The organism is Fictibacillus halophilus (genome assembly GCF_016401385.1).
Classification (GTDB): domain Bacteria; phylum Bacillota; class Bacilli; order Bacillales; family Fictibacillaceae; genus Fictibacillus; species Fictibacillus halophilus.
In genome coordinates this window covers 1,172,598-1,189,029 of sequence record NZ_JAEACF010000001.1, presented here as the reverse complement: position 1 = coordinate 1,189,029, position 16,432 = coordinate 1,172,598, and the positions used below count along the sequence as shown (strand labels likewise).

At 38.8% G+C, this 16,432-nt stretch carries 14 protein-coding genes; 2 read left to right on the top strand and 12 right to left on the bottom strand.

Annotated elements, in window-relative coordinates; translation table 11 throughout:
• Positions 1-1,257, bottom strand: a complete 1,257-nt coding sequence (gene hflX / locus I5J82_RS06240) for a GTPase HflX (protein WP_198767102.1) — start codon at positions 1,255-1,257, stop codon at positions 1-3.
• Between the two features lie 39 nt (positions 1,258-1,296).
• Positions 1,297-2,250, bottom strand: a complete 954-nt coding sequence (spoVK, locus tag I5J82_RS06235) for a stage V sporulation protein K (protein ID WP_198767101.1) — start codon at positions 2,248-2,250, stop codon at positions 1,297-1,299.
• 274 nt (positions 2,251-2,524) lie between these two features.
• Between spoVK and I5J82_RS06230 the strand changes: the two genes are divergently transcribed.
• On the top strand, positions 2,525-3,148 hold the full coding sequence (locus I5J82_RS06230; protein WP_198767100.1) for a YitT family protein: 624 nt from the start codon (positions 2,525-2,527) through the stop codon (positions 3,146-3,148).
• 130 nt (positions 3,149-3,278) lie between these two features.
• Here I5J82_RS06230 and I5J82_RS06225 read toward each other — a convergent pair whose 3' ends face one another.
• Positions 3,279-3,857 (bottom strand): YhcN/YlaJ family sporulation lipoprotein, encoded by a 579-nt coding sequence (locus I5J82_RS06225; protein WP_198767099.1) that lies wholly within the window; start codon positions 3,855-3,857, stop codon positions 3,279-3,281.
• 102 nt (positions 3,858-3,959) lie between these two features.
• Here I5J82_RS06225 and I5J82_RS06220 point away from each other — a divergent pair, with 102 nt between their 5' ends.
• Positions 3,960-4,940: a tyrosine-type recombinase/integrase gene (locus tag I5J82_RS06220; protein ID WP_198767098.1), complete on the top strand. Its 981-nt coding sequence runs from the start codon at positions 3,960-3,962 to the stop codon at positions 4,938-4,940.
• 76 nt (positions 4,941-5,016) lie between these two features.
• Here I5J82_RS06220 and hfq read toward each other — a convergent pair whose 3' ends face one another.
• The 9 genes from hfq to tdh form a co-directional block, all read right to left on the bottom strand.
• A complete protein-coding gene (hfq, locus tag I5J82_RS06215; protein ID WP_066393852.1) occupies positions 5,017-5,253 on the bottom strand; it encodes an RNA chaperone Hfq in 237 nt (78 codons plus the stop codon).
• Between the two features lie 31 nt (positions 5,254-5,284).
• Positions 5,285-6,232, bottom strand: coding sequence for a tRNA (adenosine(37)-N6)-dimethylallyltransferase MiaA (gene miaA / locus I5J82_RS06210; protein WP_198767097.1), 948 nt, complete (start codon positions 6,230-6,232; stop codon positions 5,285-5,287).
• A gap of 9 nt (positions 6,233-6,241) precedes the next feature.
• On the bottom strand, positions 6,242-8,128 hold the full coding sequence (gene mutL / locus I5J82_RS06205) for a DNA mismatch repair endonuclease MutL (protein WP_198767096.1): 1,887 nt from the start codon (positions 8,126-8,128) through the stop codon (positions 6,242-6,244).
• 14 nt (positions 8,129-8,142) lie between these two features.
• Positions 8,143-10,734: a DNA mismatch repair protein MutS gene (mutS, locus tag I5J82_RS06200; RefSeq protein ID WP_198767095.1), complete on the bottom strand. Its 2,592-nt coding sequence runs from the start codon at positions 10,732-10,734 to the stop codon at positions 8,143-8,145.
• A 104-nt stretch (positions 10,735-10,838) separates the two neighbouring features.
• Positions 10,839-11,411, bottom strand: a complete 573-nt coding sequence (cotE, locus tag I5J82_RS06195) for an outer spore coat protein CotE (RefSeq protein ID WP_198767094.1) — start codon at positions 11,409-11,411, stop codon at positions 10,839-10,841.
• 458 nt (positions 11,412-11,869) lie between these two features.
• Entirely contained in the window at positions 11,870-12,304 is a 435-nt protein-coding gene (locus I5J82_RS06190) for a YlbF/YmcA family competence regulator (protein WP_137789602.1), read from the bottom strand.
• Complete coding sequence (gene miaB, locus I5J82_RS06185; RefSeq protein ID WP_198768930.1) at positions 12,304-13,815, bottom strand: tRNA (N6-isopentenyl adenosine(37)-C2)-methylthiotransferase MiaB; 1,512 nt, start codon at positions 13,813-13,815, stop codon at positions 12,304-12,306. Before miaB ends, I5J82_RS06190 begins: the two co-directional genes overlap by 1 nt.
• A 236-nt stretch (positions 13,816-14,051) precedes the next feature.
• Positions 14,052-15,227, bottom strand: coding sequence for a glycine C-acetyltransferase (locus tag I5J82_RS06180; RefSeq protein WP_198768929.1), 1,176 nt, complete (start codon positions 15,225-15,227; stop codon positions 14,052-14,054).
• A 24-nt stretch (positions 15,228-15,251) separates the two neighbouring features.
• Positions 15,252-16,292 carry an L-threonine 3-dehydrogenase gene (tdh, locus tag I5J82_RS06175; protein ID WP_332873634.1) on the bottom strand — a complete coding sequence of 347 codons (1,041 nt, stop codon included), beginning with the start codon at positions 16,290-16,292 and terminating at the stop codon, positions 15,252-15,254.
• Positions 16,293-16,432 lie beyond the last annotated feature (140 nt).

Sequence of the window (16,432 nt, the reverse complement as noted above, 5' to 3'; positions counted from 1 at the left end):
TTATTCTCCTTTGTTGCTTATGGACGGAATGGAAGAGGTAGATAAAGCGTATCCCTTGCATTCATAGACCAAGTCTTCTTTATTGAACTCTTGACTGATTAGTATCGTTTCTCCACGTAGTTGTGATAGAAGCTTACCATCATGTGCTGGAACTTTAACCTCATAAAATGTCATCTGCTTCATCACTTCTTTTTCGATCCTTTCAAGTAATAAGGAAACATCCTTACTCTCTAAAGCAGAAATGGATATGGATGGATTTTCTGGAATGAAATCTTCTCCGAACTGGTCTTTTTTATTATAAACCGTAAGCATCGGTATGTGGGATGCTTTTAGATCACTTAAAATACGTTTGACCGTTTGTTCATGTTGGATGCGATCCTCACTAGACCCGTCGATCACATGGATAAGAAGATTTGCTTCTGCTGCTTCTTCAAGTGTAGACCTGAAAGCTGCGATCAATGACGTTGGTAGATCTTGAATAAAACCTACCGTATCTGTTAACAGCATCTGAAACCCACTTTTTAGTTTAACTTTTCGAGTCAAAGGGTCTAGCGTTGCAAAGAGTTGATCTTCTTCATAACTATCAGCTTCTGTTAATTTGTTAAAGATCGTTGACTTCCCTGCGTTCGTATAACCTACAAGAGCTGCTTGAAAAGCGCCCTGGTGTTTACGGCGTTCTCTGTATCTTTCTCTATGACTTACAACTGAATTGATCTGTGTTTTAAGTTCGTGTATACGAAACCGAATATGACGTCTATCTTTTTCGAGTTTGGTCTCTCCGGGACCTCGAGTTCCGATCCCTCCACCTAACCTGGAAAGACTTGCGCCTATACCTGATAAACGAGGGAGTAAATATTCAAGCTGAGCAAGTTCTACTTGAAGCTTTCCTTCCCTCGTCTTGGCACGTTGTGCAAAGATATCTAATATTAACTGTGTTCGATCAATTACTCTAGCGTTGAAGTGCGAAGATAAGTTGCGAACTTGAGAAGGTGATAACTCACTGTTAAAAATAATGATATCTGCTTCAAGCTCTTCTTCAAGTGTGATAATTTCTTCAACTTTACCTTTACCGATAAAAGTAGCTGAATCATATCGGTCTCTTTTTTGCGTAACAACAGCACAAACAGTACCTTGAGCTGTTTTCGTTAAAGATTTTAATTCTTCCATTGAATAAAAAAAACGCTCGTCGTTCTGCCGTGGAAGCTGACATCCGACGAGTATCGCTTTTTCATGAACTGAATCGTTGTTTTTGTTCAAATTTGCGATCCCTGCTTTCCATAGTCTCCTCTCATCATATCAAATCGAATCCCGTTCTTCTAGCACAAGGTCATCACTTTGAATCGTCATTAATGCCCTTCTATCTTGATTACTTTCGTTTAAGAGCCTGACTGATTGCCTTCTTACCGCCTTTTCAACCATATTACGGATGTATCTTCCGTTTGAAAACGATCCTGGATTGCTGTTCTTTATCCGCTCGATGTGACTTTTTAGTTTCCATTCACAATCTCTTGTCAGAATGTACTCCCTTTCTGTGATCATTCTCTTTGCAATTTCCATTAATTCCTCGACCGAATAATCAGGAAACGAAATAACAATTGGAAACCTAGAAGGTAAACCCGGATTTAGTTTTAAAAATCGATCCATTTCTTTAGGGTAACCAGCTAAAATAAGTATAAAATCGTGCTGTTGATCTTCCATAGCTTTTACGAGGGTGTCGATCGCTTCTTTACCAAAGTCTTTCTCTCCACCTCGACCTAAAGAATACGCTTCATCAATGAACAATATTCCACCGCTTGCTTTCTTTAAAAGCTCGCGTGTTTTTTGAGCAGTATGCCCAATATATTCTCCGACCAAATCAGCCCGCTCTGCTTCGATCAGATGACCTTTTGAGAGGACTTTCATCTCATGAAACAAAGTGCCTAATTTTCTTGCTACGGTAGTCTTTCCAGTACCTGGGTTACCTTTAAATAGCATATGAAGAGCTTGTTTCTCCGCTTTTAATCCTAATTCTTGACGGCATTTATTAATATGAAGCCAAGCATAGATCTCCTTAACATGAAATTTTAAGTCGTCCATTCCGACTAAACGGTTCAAATCTTTTTCCATCTTGATGAGAGGTTGGTGCTTTTCGATTGTTTTCTCTTTTTTTCCTGCTAGTGCTGCTCCATCGTCGATTTTTGATTTTTCATTCGCTTGGTTTAAAACGATATTGATCTGCCTTTGCTTTTTTATTGCAATAGGTTCATTCAATAGGAACCACCTCACTTTGCCAGTCAAATCATAATACGCAACAATATCCGTTCCCGTGACAAATGCCTATATTGTTTCTTGATCCACTGTTATTTAATTTATGTTGAAGTCTTATGATCTACTACAAAGACAAGCTTTGTTTTTGTGATGAATAAATATATAGATATTTGTAAGCGCTTTCTATTTTCAGATGAATAAAAATACTCAAGTATGCAAGATTTCCGTGTTATGTTAAATAATGTGAAAAAGTACAAATTGAATGGAAGAAGAAATCATGCATATCAAACTACAAAAAAGCTTGTTAATCTTAATCGGATTGTTTTTAACGGCGATTGGCATAAAATTATTAAACATACACACACTTACGTTTGGCGGTACAGCTGGCATCGCTACACTAGTTTCATTTATGACGAATTGGTCATGGGGCATTTTATTCCTTATCGTGAACTTACCCTTTTTTATTCTATCGATCAGAAAATTAGGTTGGAATTTCTCACTCCTGACGTTTCTTTGCATCATCCTCATCTCAGCCATCTCAGATTTGATGGATTACCTTACTCTTCCTCTGATCTCGCCGATTGCTGCGGCGATCATTGCTGGAAGTCTGATTGGGATAGGCGTTAGTTTTGTATTAAATTCAGGAGCATCATTAGGTGGCATACACATTCTAGCTCTATATTTAGAGCAAAAATCTAATATTAATCGAGGAATCTCCTTGTTTGTTACAGATTTTATTATCGTTTCTTCTGCTGTAGTCATGTTTGGATTTAAAAATGCACTAATATCTATCATCGCAATATCTGTCGCTTCCTTTTTGACCGGAAAATTAAAAAGCGCTGTTAAACCATCAGAACCTGTGTATCAGACAACTGATACAGAAACCCTTCAAAATAGTTAAGAGCATTCTCCGTAATAAGAGAATGCTCTTTTTAATTTCGTTCAAACATTATTTGTTTACATAGTAATTATTATGTAAACACGCTGTCTATCTTTGTCATTTTCTGCGCTTGCTTAGGAAATAAAAGTTTTTATTCGTAGAGATCATCACGATTATGATTCATCTCTTCGTGCATTTCTTGCCTCTCTGTAGATTTCGACTGCCCTTTTAATGGCTTAATTTTCCCGATTAAAATCCCAAGCTCATTATAGACTCCACTTTTTGAATCATGTTTACTATGTGACGCAGTTTTTCCAAGCTTCTTGATTTGCTCTATCTTATCTGGGTCCGTTGTAATGGCCGCATTTCTTCCATGCGCATTTCCTTTTAACCCGTTATAAACGTCTTGGCGCAGTTGATCGTTTTCTTTCCCCGGTGAAACAGGTTCTTCAGGAGCGATGCCGACTAGTGTATAGATACCACTTACAATGACATAGGCCTTATCTACTCCGTTTACTTTTTCCGCCAGCTGTACAAGATCCTTTGATTGATGAACTTCATCAGAGTTTTCAACCACTAACGGTGAATCTATCTGTGTATTCGGTTTTCGTTCTGATGGATCGTATTTTACTTGCTCGGTATCTAGCGTTTCATCTCCAGAACCGGTTTTGCCTGAACAAGCACTTAAGAGAAGAACTGAAGATAGAACGAACATTGCTGATTTCCGCATATTTAACCATCCTTTTTTCCATAGTTTTCATTGGACTTTGTTGAAATATGCAAAAAATAGACGCTTTGCTATAATGGGAAAAAGAGGTTATAGGAGGCAATTATGGAAGATTATCCACACTTACCCGAATATGCCGATTCATTTATTGTTCACTTACAAAAAAAAGATAGAACGAACAGCACGATAAAACGCTATTATTATGATCTTTTAGATTTTTTTGCATGGGTTAGGGTTATGAAGGAAAACGATGATTTACAAGTGATACAGCACCTGGATGCTGTTACGTTAAATGAATACTTTCTTTTTCTTTCCGAACAACGAGAATATCGAACCGCCACAAGCAAACGAGTTTTCACCGTTATTAAAAGTCTCTTTTCCTTCCTGCACGCTAATAGAAAGATTTCATCCAATCCTTTTTCTGACCTAGAGCAAACCCTTAAAGAAGACACTCATTTTACGGATGATGATTTTATTTCTGATGAAGAATACAAGGTGCTTTTTCAAACACTATCTTCATATGAGGGACTAACGGAGAAACAGCAAAAATATAGACACCTTTTGATCAAAAGAAATGAAGCGATCCTCTCACTTCTCTATCGTTATGGCATCACACTTCAGGAAATCACGCATATTGAAATGAAGCATGTGCATTTCACACAGCATGAATTAAAAGTAATCAACAAAAAAGAAACAAGATTGATCTCTCTTGACGATGAGACACAACATCTATTATACGAATATAAGGAAGATATTCCTGAAGCCATAAGGCCAAGAAAATATTCTTCAGATCGTTTCTTTATCGCGTTTGATTACCAAAGAGGAACATATCGGTTTGACTATGGAAAGTATGAGCCAAAACCGTTAACGGTTATCGCGATACAGAAGATGCTAAGACAAGAGATCCGTCGCTCTGGTCTAAGAGAAGGAATCAGCTCTCAACACTTAAGAAGAACAGCCATCTTAAACCTTTTAAAAGAAGGAAAAGCTGAGGAAGACGTTCAATTATGGTTTGGATTAAAATCAAATCTCACTCTAAACCGCTATGAAGCCTATTTAGAAACAACTGAAATGAAAAAGGAATAATCAAGAGGCAGACATATCTTGTACAATTTAAAAACTCCCTATCAACCTTATGTTAGGTCGATAGGGAGAGTTTTTTTTATTCATTTGTATTTGCAGAAGACAAATCGACATTTCGATGTGGGGTGAACGTTGAAATGGCATGCTTGTATATGAGGTGCTGTTTTCCTTCTGCCTCTAGTACAACCGTAAAGTTGTCAAACCCCTTTACTAAACCTTTAAGCTGAAAACCATTCAGCAAATATACGGTCACATAAATGTTTTCGCGACGTAACTGGTTTAAGTAATGATCCTGTAAATTGATTGATTGCTTCATGTGAACAGATCCTCCTCTTTGGGCATTACCCTTATACATTCTCGGAAATTTCTAATTTCCCTTCAACAAAGTGCTGAATTTCTTGAAATTTTTTGTGAAACGGATCTTCGTCCATGGCAAACCATTCTACATCCATCTGGTTACGAAACCATGTGAATTGTCTTTTTGCGTATCGCCTGGAGTCTCTTTTTAACAATGTGATCGCTTCCTCTAAAGTACTTTCCCCCGAAAGGTACGGAAAAAACTCTTTGTAACCTATCGCTTTAGCGGCCAGACTATTTGTAATGTCTTGTTCAAAAAGCATCTTCGCTTCGTTAAGTACCCCTTTTTGAACCATAAGGTCCACTCGCTCGTTTATACGTTTGTATAAGCGCTCTCGATCCATCGTCAATCCCACTAAGGCTAATTGATATAAAGATTCCTCTTCGTTCATCTTTCCTTGTTCAGTAGACGGGGCATTGCCTGTTGTATAGTAGATTTCCAGTGCTCTTATAACACGTTGCACATTGTTCGGATGAATTTCTTTAGCTCGCTCTGGATCGACTTTGTGTAGTTCAGCATGCAATGCCTCTGAACCTTCAATCTCTGACTTTCTTTGTAGTTCGTCTCGCATCTTGTTATTTCGGTTCGCATCTGAGAATTCATAATGATGAGTAACAGCTCGAACGTACAACCCCGTTCCACCTACAATTATCGGAATCTTACCCCTTTGATTAATATCTGTTATTCGTTCCCTCGCTAGCTTTTGAAATTCAGCAACTGAGAATGACTCTTTAGGATCCTTAATATCGATCAAATAATGAGGAATACCTTCTTTCTCTTCCTCAGTAATTTTGGCTGTACCGATGTCGAGACCTCTATAGATCTGCATAGAATCGCCGCTAATTATCTCACCATCGATCGCCTTAGCAAGTTCGATACTGGTTTTTGTTTTTCCAACAGCCGTTGGGCCTACGATCACTACTAATTTTTCTTTCATCGTTTACTCCTACATCACTCTTTTGAACATCTTCTCAAGTTCATACGTTGATAAATGAATCGTTATCGGTCTACCGTGTGGACATGTATAAGGATCTTCAGATGTTCGCAAAGATTCTAACAAAGCAAAAATCTCATCGTTCCTTAAATGATGGTTCGCTTTAATAGAGCCTTTACATGACATCATGATCGCTGCATCTTCTCTTAATTTTTCTATATCGATTCTTCTATAATCGAGTACCTGCTGGATAATATCCATCATGATTTCTCTTTCATATCCTTTTGGAAACCATTGCGGGTGCTCTCTTACGATAAAAGTATTCTGTCCAAAGGTTTCTAAAAACAGACCTACTTCCCCGAGAGTCTCTAAATGACTCTCAAGAAAGGCAGATTCACTCGCCGTGAATTCGAACGTGTATGGAACTGCTAAAAGCTGCACTTCTCTGTCCACTTGTCCCACTTTTTTTCTAAAATACTCATATTTAACTCGTTCTTGCGCAGCGTGTTGATCGATTAGATACAATCCGTTCTCATTCTGAGCAAGAATATACGTTCCATGCATCTGTCCGATCGGGTACATAACAGGAATTTTATCAACAGATGCATCTGGAAGATGATGTTCATACTCTTTCGTTACTGGTATCTCAATCTCTTCAGAATTCGGTAGTAAATCTACCGCAGACTCATCAATCTCATCAACTTCCTGTGAAGTCTCCCTAATTAGAGAAGGATCAGCATCTGGAGTCGGACTCATGATTGAACGGTTAACACTTTGAGCAATTGTAAAATCTGCTGTTACGTTTTTGGGAACTTCTTCCTTTTTACTTTGATAATCAAAAGAAAATGAAGGCTGTTCTTCTCGATCATTCTCTCTTTGTTCTTTTTTCTTAAATTGAACATCTGGAATTAACTGCTGATTTCTGATTACTTTTCTGAGCTCGTTTTCAACAAGTTGGACCAGTTCCGCTTCTTTACTCAACCTTGCTTCATGTTTGGATGGATGAACGTTAACATCTATAATTGTCGGATCCATCTTAACGGATAATATGGCAATCGGAAAACGGCCGATCGGAAGGAACGTGTGATAAGCATTCTGTACAGCTTTTGATAGTGCATAGTTCTTGATATATCTTCCGTTCATAAAGAACGACATATACTGACGGGACGCTCGGTTTATTTCAGGTTTTGCTATATATCCTGTTACTTCATAATCTAATGAAGAAAACGAAACTGAGATCATATTTTTTGCGGTTTGTATCCCATATACAGATGCAATGATCTGCAGCAGGTTTCCGTTACCAGAAGTGTGCAGAAGCTCTTTTCCGTTATGCTTTAAACGAAATGAAACATCCGGGTTAGCAAGAGCAAGCCTGTTCACTAGATCGCTGATCGTACCTAATTCTGTCTGAATGGTCTTAACATGCTTCAATCTGGCTGGTGTGTTATAGAATAAGTTACGAACAGTAAGGTCTGTGCCTTTTCTGCTATTTGTCTGCTGCTGTTTTACGATTTTACCATTCTCAATGAACAGGTAAGCACCTGGCCCATTACCTGTTGATGATTTAAGTTCGACTTGAGAAACAGAGGAGATACTAGGTAAAGCTTCTCCTCTAAAACCCATAGTACGAATATGGATTAAATCTTGTTCACTTTTAATCTTACTCGTCGCATGTCGGTTAAAAGCAAGTACACAATCCTCCGGCTCGATTCCGTCCCCGTTATCTAGAACACGAATGAGTGATAACCCACCTTCTTCAACTTCAATCTCTATTCTCGTAGCGTTCGCATCGATTGAATTTTCTACAAGTTCTTTTACAACAGAGGCTGGGCGTTCAACAACTTCACCAGCAGCGATCTTATTGGAAAGATGTTCATCTAGCTGTACAATTTTGCCCATTCGTCACGCCTCCTTTATTTTACTTTTTTTTGCAGTTTGTATAACGCGTTCATCGCATCAAGAGGAGTCATCTCTAATACATTTAAACTTCTTAACTCTTTGATCAACTCTTGCTCTTTAGGGTCTCTTCTATTCGTCGTCTCCTTTTTTTCAACAAAAAGACTCAACTGACTTTCTTGAAGATCCTCTTCCTTGGTGACTGAAACTTCCTGAATAGGAAGTGCTTCTCGTTTTTCTTGATTTTCATAGGTTTGTAAAATTGTTTTTGCTCTAGAGATCACCGGTTCTGGAAGTTCAGCGAGCTCTGCCACTTGTATACCAAAACTTTTATCTGCTTGTCCATCAATGACTTTATGCAAAAATACAAGACTGCCATTCTCTTCAACTGCACTTACAAACACATTTTTTAAAGATTTAAGAGACTCTTCTAAGACGGTAAGTTCATGATAATGAGTAGAGAACAGCGTTTTTGCAGCAATTTCTTCATGAATGAATTCAATGATGGATTGCGCTAATGCCATCCCATCATATGTTGAAGTCCCTCGTCCGATCTCATCTAAAAGAATCAAACTGTTTTCAGTTGCACTCGTCAGAGCAAAGTTCGTCTCAAGCATCTCGACCATGAACGTACTTTGTCCTCCGACTAGATCGTCAGCCGCTCCAATACGCGTGAAGATCTGATCAAACATGGGAAGCTCAGCACGATCCGCTGGAACAAAGCATCCAATCTGCATCATGACAGCTGTAAGTGCTAACTGACGCATATACGTACTCTTACCCGCCATGTTTGGTCCCGTAATTAAGAGCATATTTCTATCGTTATTTAGAACAATGTCATTAGGAACATATTCTTGTGCATCCATGACTTTTTCTACAACAGGATGTCTGCCATTCACAATCTTTACGATTCCATCCTCTGAAACTATTGGTCTCACATAACGGTACTGCTCACTGATCGCAGCAAAAGATTGCATAACATCGAGTTCAGAAATAGCTGATGCAAGTTCTTGCAGTCCTGGTATAAATTGCTTTACAAACTCTCTGACTTCCAAGAAGAGTGTATATTCTAATCCTGAAATCTTCTCTTCCGCTTCTAATATGATTCTTTCTTTTTCTTTCAGTTCTGGCGTAACATATCTCTCAGCGTTCGCGAGTGTCTGTTTTCGTTCATAACGATCTGGTACTTGTGAAAGGTTAGATTTTGTAACCTCGATGTAGTATCCAAAAATCTTATTAAAACCTATTTTTAAAGACTTAATGCCTGAAGCTGCTTTTTCTTGTTGCTCAAGAGAAGCGATCCATGCTTTACCGTTACTGCTCGCATCTTTATACTGATCAAGTTGCTCATTGTAACCCGCTTTGATGAGTCCACCTTCTTTAATATGGATAGGAGCATCATCGTGAATAGCAGAATTTAAGTAGTCAGCGAGTGTTTTATGTTCATTCATCTTTGCATGAAGCTCAAGCGCATATTTCCCTTCAATGCTCTTAATCTTTTCTTTTAAGACCGGAACACTGAACAATGATCTCTTCAATTGAACAAGATCTCTTGGACTAGCATTTCCGTAGGATATTTTGGCGATCAATCGTTCCATGTCATAAACAGACTTTAATTGCTCTTTGATCTCTTCACGAATAAAGAACTCACCGATCAAGTTTTCGACTAGCTGAAGCCGCTTCTCGATCGTTTCTTTCACGAACAACGGTTCTTCAACCCATTGTTTAAGCTTTCTTGCGCCCATCGCTGTCATCGTGGCATCCAACAACCATAATAGCGAACCTTTTTTCCCTTTAGCCCGGATTGATTCTGTTAATTCTAAGTTCCGTTTCGAAAAGGCATCTAGCTTCATTCTTTTATCGTTCTGCTGAAATTCAACAGCTTTAATATGGTGAAAAGATCGCTTTTGCGTATGAGTTAAATAGTGAAACAACCTTCCTGCTGAACGTAATAAGATGGGGTCAGGAATCGTCTGAACGAGATGATCAAACTGATTCTCAACAGAACTCTCTTCCTGAATCGAAACCGAAGCTTGTCCGGTCTGAGTAACAGTGCTCGTCCAAGCATCATACAATTCTTTGTTTCCAACAATCTCTTTAACACCGTGACTTAAAAGTAATTGAATAAACGATAACTGATTTCCGGTATATGTATATCCCTTCAACTCACCTGTAGAAAGATCACAAAGAACGTATCCATATGAATCGTTATCTTTTTCGATCGCTACCAAAAAATTATTCTCTCTATCTTGAAGAAGATGATCATCAATAACCGTTCCTGGCGTAATGATCTGGATAACTTCACGTTTCACTACCCCAACTGATTGTTTAGGATCTTCTACTTGTTCACAGATTGCTACTTTGTGGCCATTTTCAACTAATGTTTTTATATAACCTGCGGACGAATGATAAGGGATTCCACACATTGGAATTCGATCTTGAGAGCCTCCATCTCTGCTTGTTAGTGTGATCTCGAGGATTTGAGATGCTCGAACAGCATCCTCAAAGAACATTTCATAAAAATCTCCTAGACGGAAAAATAAAAAGGCATCCTGATGAGCTGCCTTGATCGATAAATATTGTTGAATCATTGGAGTATATTGAGCCATAATTTCACCTTTTTCATAACATTTCAATGTCGCTATTATAACATAATTCACAGCATCTATCGTTTTCTCTGCATGAAAAAAACGGGAAGCTCTCTCCCCGCTTATTATTCTTCTAAGTCACCTATTAAAAAGTTCGGATCAAGATCTTCAAAGTTCTCATCTTCAACATCATATTCCCAATCTCTAGTCTCTACATCATCAAAACCGTCCGGGTTCACATACACACATACTTTTGTTTCACCGATAATTTCACAAACAAACTCTCTTTCTACTTGAACGATGACTTTATTTCCGTTCGGGGAAATCGTCGCTTCTAACGTATTAGGCTCTTGAAGTGCGCGGCACGTAACTTCGTATTGATCACCTAACGCGTTCTTATCTCTGACACTAAGATCCACTTTGTCTACAAAATGAATGGTCTCTGTCACGACTTCCGTCCGAGTATTATCATTGTAGGAATACCACACGTTGATGTCATAGCTTCCTTCCACATCAACTGCTTCACCATTCCGCTTCGGTTTATAGGCATGGTTGATGATCCAGCATCCTAAAATGCTGCTCGGACGATGACTCGGTGCAATGGTATGCGTGGCCTGAGAAAATTTTCTGCCTTTTCCGCAAACCGCTTTTGTGATGATTTCTCTGTAAGTCAGCTCTTGTTCTACGCGTCTTGACATACATGAATCCCTCCTCTACCAATCTCCATACAGTATATGCTGGGCGGATGCCTATTGTGTCTTCATTGTTTGAAACACAATTAGTGTAAGTATATGGGCGTTTGTTGTCCAATGTTCTCAAAATATTATTCGTTGCGTACGATACGTGAAATTATTTTCACAACTTTTGTTGCTTTTGCAAGTGGATGATTATCCCTCTAGGATGCTCGCTTTACGGGGTATGTTAGTCTAAAGGGCACTGCGGAATTTGTCGACGTTTGTAGACTCGTGGATAAATGGGGAAAACTTTTGGATTGAGAGCCAAATCTCGTGGATAAACATCAGAAACTTTTGGATTGCATACCAAAACTTCTGGATTGAAGGCATCTGATACCTCTATGGGTATGTGCGAAACACCCAATAAACTGTAATGAAACTCAAATAAAAACACGATGTCTCAAAAGACATCGTGTTTTTATTTAGTGACAGCCGCAGCCGCCAGGAGAACAGCCTTCTTGAGAGCCCGTAGTCCCTTTTAAAAGGTCCCCGCCAGTTGATTCGATGATCTCATCTGTTACTTTGTTAGAGATCGTATGGGAGACCATCTGTAAAATATCATTCACATCACTTTGAGATTGTTTAAACTCTTGTACAACCGGAATGCTATCAAGCTCAGCCATCAACGCGTCAATCTTTTCTTCTACTTCTCTTGATGCTTCATGCTTTTGATAATGTTGAAGATTAACCGCTTGTTTTTGTAGATTCTTAATCTGTCCCATCAACCTTGCTACATTTGAATTAGAATTGATCTGAGCTTCTGCTTTTTTAAAAAAATCAACTTCATCAGTCGTTGCGATCATTTTTGCAAGTTCTTTTGCTTTTCCCAAGATTTCTTCTTTTGTATATGTGCTCATTAGCCTACCACCTCTGATTTTTCTTCTATCCAGTCTCCGCCAAGGTTCCATGTTTTCGCATCGGTAATCTGGACTTTAACAATTTCACCTATTAAGTGCTTAGGAGCTTTAAAGTTTACTACTTTATTGGAACCAGTGTGACCTGTTAGTACATCAGGATTCTTTTTACTTTCACCCTCAACCAGCACTTCCACAACTTTACCAACATATGCTTTGTTCTTTTCTAAAGAGATATCATTCAGCATGGCGTTCAGCCGCTGCAGACGCTCTCGTTTCACTTCCATCGGAACATTATCTTGCATCTTTGCAGCTGGAGTGCCTTCACGAGGTGAATAGATAAACGTGTAAGCCGCATCATACTGCACTTCTTTAACAAGAGATAACGTCTCTTGGAATTGTTCTTCTGTCTCATTTGGGAAACCTACGATAATATCCGTTGTTAAGGCTACATTCGGCATCGCAGCTTTGATCTTGTTTACAAGCTCTAAATAATGCTCACGTGTGTATTTGCGAGCCATCAATTTGAGTACATCGCTGTTTCCGTGTTGAACAGGCAGATGCACATGATCTACGATGTTTCCGCCCTTCGCAAGTACTTCAATCAATCGATCATCAAAATCTCGCGGATGACTAGTCGTAAAACGAAGTCTAGGAATATCAATCTTACGGATCTCATCCATTAGATCTCCTAGACCATACTCCAAGTCTTCGAAATCTTTACCATATGCATTCACGTTCTGACCTAAAAGCGTTACTTCTTTATAGCCTTCTCTCGCAAGCTGTCTTACTTCCTCGATGATATCCTGCGGATAACGGCTTCGCTCTTTTCCTCGTGTGTAAGGAACAATACAATATGTACAGAATTTGTCGCAGCCGTACATAATGTTGACCCAGCCTTTAACGTTTCCTTTACGCTTTCTTGGGAGGTTCTCGACGATATCCCCTTCTTTAGACCAAACTTCAACTACCATCTCCTTTGAGAATAATGCGTTCTCGATGATTTGAGGCAGACGATGAATGTTATGAGTACCAAAGATCATATCAACTTGAGGGTACGTGGAAAGAATACGGTTAACGACAGATTCTTCTTGTGACATGCACCCACAGACCCCTAGAAGAAGATTAGGGTTGTTCGCTTTCGTATGTTTTAAATGTCCCAGTTCACCAAATACTTTATTCTCCGCATTTTCGCGAATGGCACATGTATTTAGAAGAATTACATCAGCATCTTCAGTAGAATAAGTGGTTTCATAACCCATTTCATTCAAAATGCCTGCCATAACTTCTGTATCATGCTCGTTCATCTGACATCCATACGTACGAATATAAAACTTCTTGCCAACACCAATATTTTTTAGATTTTCCGGAATCGAAAAATCTTTTAATATTTGTACTTGTTCTTTACCACGCTTTTTCGCGTCTTTTAAAGAAGGCGGTGCATACGTAGATTGAAAGTATTGTGAGTAGTCTCTTTCTTTTTCGTTCGTCTTCACTTTTTGATTGTCTTTCATATCCAAGACATCTTCACTCCTTATTGCCTTTACTGCTAGGTAATCCGTTCATAATAAATCTCGTATTTCATCCAACTGTAACATTATATCAAAAATTGGATTATAGTTAAACTTGTAATCGTTTTAGTTTACATAATATAATTACGGTTTATTAATAATACTATATAATGTGCTCAATAAAAAAGTTGACCTTAAAAAGCTTACTAATGCGCCTTTAAAGTCAACTTTACAAGTATCTAAATGATATTTAATTCTTTTCCTGCTTTTTCAAAAGCATCTAATGCAGCTTGTAGCTCCTCTTTCGTATGCTGAGCGGTTACGATCGTACGTACGCGAGCTTTTCCTTTTGCCACGGTTGGGAAAGCGATACCTTGAGCAAACACACCATACTTCAATAAAGTATCTGAAAGTTTGTGTGCGAGCGCATCATCACCTACTAACACTGGCGTGATTGGTGTTTCACTTACTCCCGTATTAAACCCAAGTTCTTTCAATCCAGCTTTAAAGAACTTCGTGTTTTCCCATAGTCTTTCCATATGTTCTGGCTCTTCTTCTAATACATCGATCGCTGCTGAACTTGCTGCGATGACTGCAGGGGGATGAGATGTACTAAACAAGAATGGACGACCTTTATGAATCAGGTAGTCTCTTAACGTTTGCGTACTTGCAATATAACCGCCAAGTACTCCAATTGCTTTACTTAACGTTCCAACTTGAATGTGAACGCGTCCGTTCAAGTTAAAATGATCAATCGTACCACGGCCGTTCGTACCTAACACTCCACTCGCATGTGCATCATCTACCATCACGAGTGCATCATACTTCTCAGCAAGCTCTACGATTCCAGGTAGTGGCGCAATGTTACCATCCATTGAGAAAACACCGTCTGTTACGACGATTCTTTTTCTAAATTCTTGTGTCTCTTTTAAAGCCGCTTCTAAATCTTCTAAATCTACGTGTTTGTAGATTCTTCTTTTTGCTTTCGTTAAACGAATGCCATCAATGATCGATGCATGGTTTAACTCATCTGAAATAACAACGTCCTGATCTGTTAGAATAGCAGAAAGAATTCCTTGGTTCGTTGAAAAGCCAGATTGAAAGACAAGACATGCCTCTGTATGCTTGAATTCAGCAAGCTTTTTTTCAAATTCCTCATGCATGGATAGTGTTCCAGCAATCGTACGTACAGAACCTGTACCAACTCCATATTCTTCAACAGCTTTTAGAGCTGCTTCCTTCATCTTCGGATGACTCGTAAGACCTAAGTAGTTGTTGGAAGAAAGCTGTATCACTTCTTTTCCATTGATCACAACTTTAGATCCTTGTTCTGATTCTAAAGGTACAAGCTTTCTAAACGTACCTTCTTCCTTCATGTGGTCCAATTCTTCTTGCAGGTATTCAAAACCTTTCATCACGATGTTTTGCCCCTTTCGATTTTAAGGAATAAGAACTACTTTTCCGCAATTTCCTTTTATCATGAGATCAAAGCCTTCTTCAAACTTTTCAAGTGGAAGTGTATGAGTAATGATCGTTTCTGGATGCATATTTCCTGACTGTAAAAGTCCTGAAACCTGTTGCCATGTTTCATACATTTTTCTTCCCGTAATTCCTTGAACCGTAACTCCTTTAAATACTACATCGTTCGTTAGGTCGATTTCAACAGGCTTTACAGGCAGGCTTAGTATTGAAACACGACCGCCGTTTGTGATCATCTTGAATCCTTGATCGATCGCAACAGGATGACCGCTCATCTCACAAACAACATCCACCCCATTACCATCTGTTAAATGCATTACTTTTTCAACTGGATCAATGGATTTCGGGTTGATCACTTCTGTCGCACCTACTTTTTTAGCAAGATCTAAACGATAATCGTTCAGATCGATAGCGATTACCTGACTTGCACCTGCTGCTTTTGCAACGTTAACCGCCATTACTCCTATCGGGCCACATCCGATGACAGCAACTGTTTTACCTGCAACATCACCAGCTAACACAGTATGAACAGCATTTCCCATCGGCTCTTGAATCGAACCATGTTCAAACGGCATCTTAGAATCATTTTTCCAGATGTTCTCTGATGGCATTGCTACATACTCTGCAAAACAGCCATGAGTATCGACGCCGATAATCTTTGTGTTCTTACAGATGTGAAACTGTCCTTTAAGACATTGTGGACAAGAATGACAGACTATATGTGTTTCAGCTGAAACATGATCTCCAACAGAGACATTTGTAACAGCACTTCCTACTTTTTCAACAACACCTGAAAACTCATGTCCGAATACATATGGCGTTTTCACACGACTCTGTGACCATTCATCCCATGTGTAAATATGGACATCTGTTCCACAGATCGAAGTTGCTTTAACTTTGATCAATACTTCATTCTCATTAATTTCAGGAATATCTACTGTTTCTAATCTAGCTCCATAACCCGCATGATGCTTAACTATTGCTTTCATTTTTCCTTGCACAGAAACACCCCTCACTAAAACCTTAAATATCATATCCATAAATTATTGTACATGGATTGAACAACAAGGTAAAGAGCAGTGTCCATCCCAAGCGGACATTCGCGGATACCCAAAAAAAATTTCACAAAAATTTTTTATTA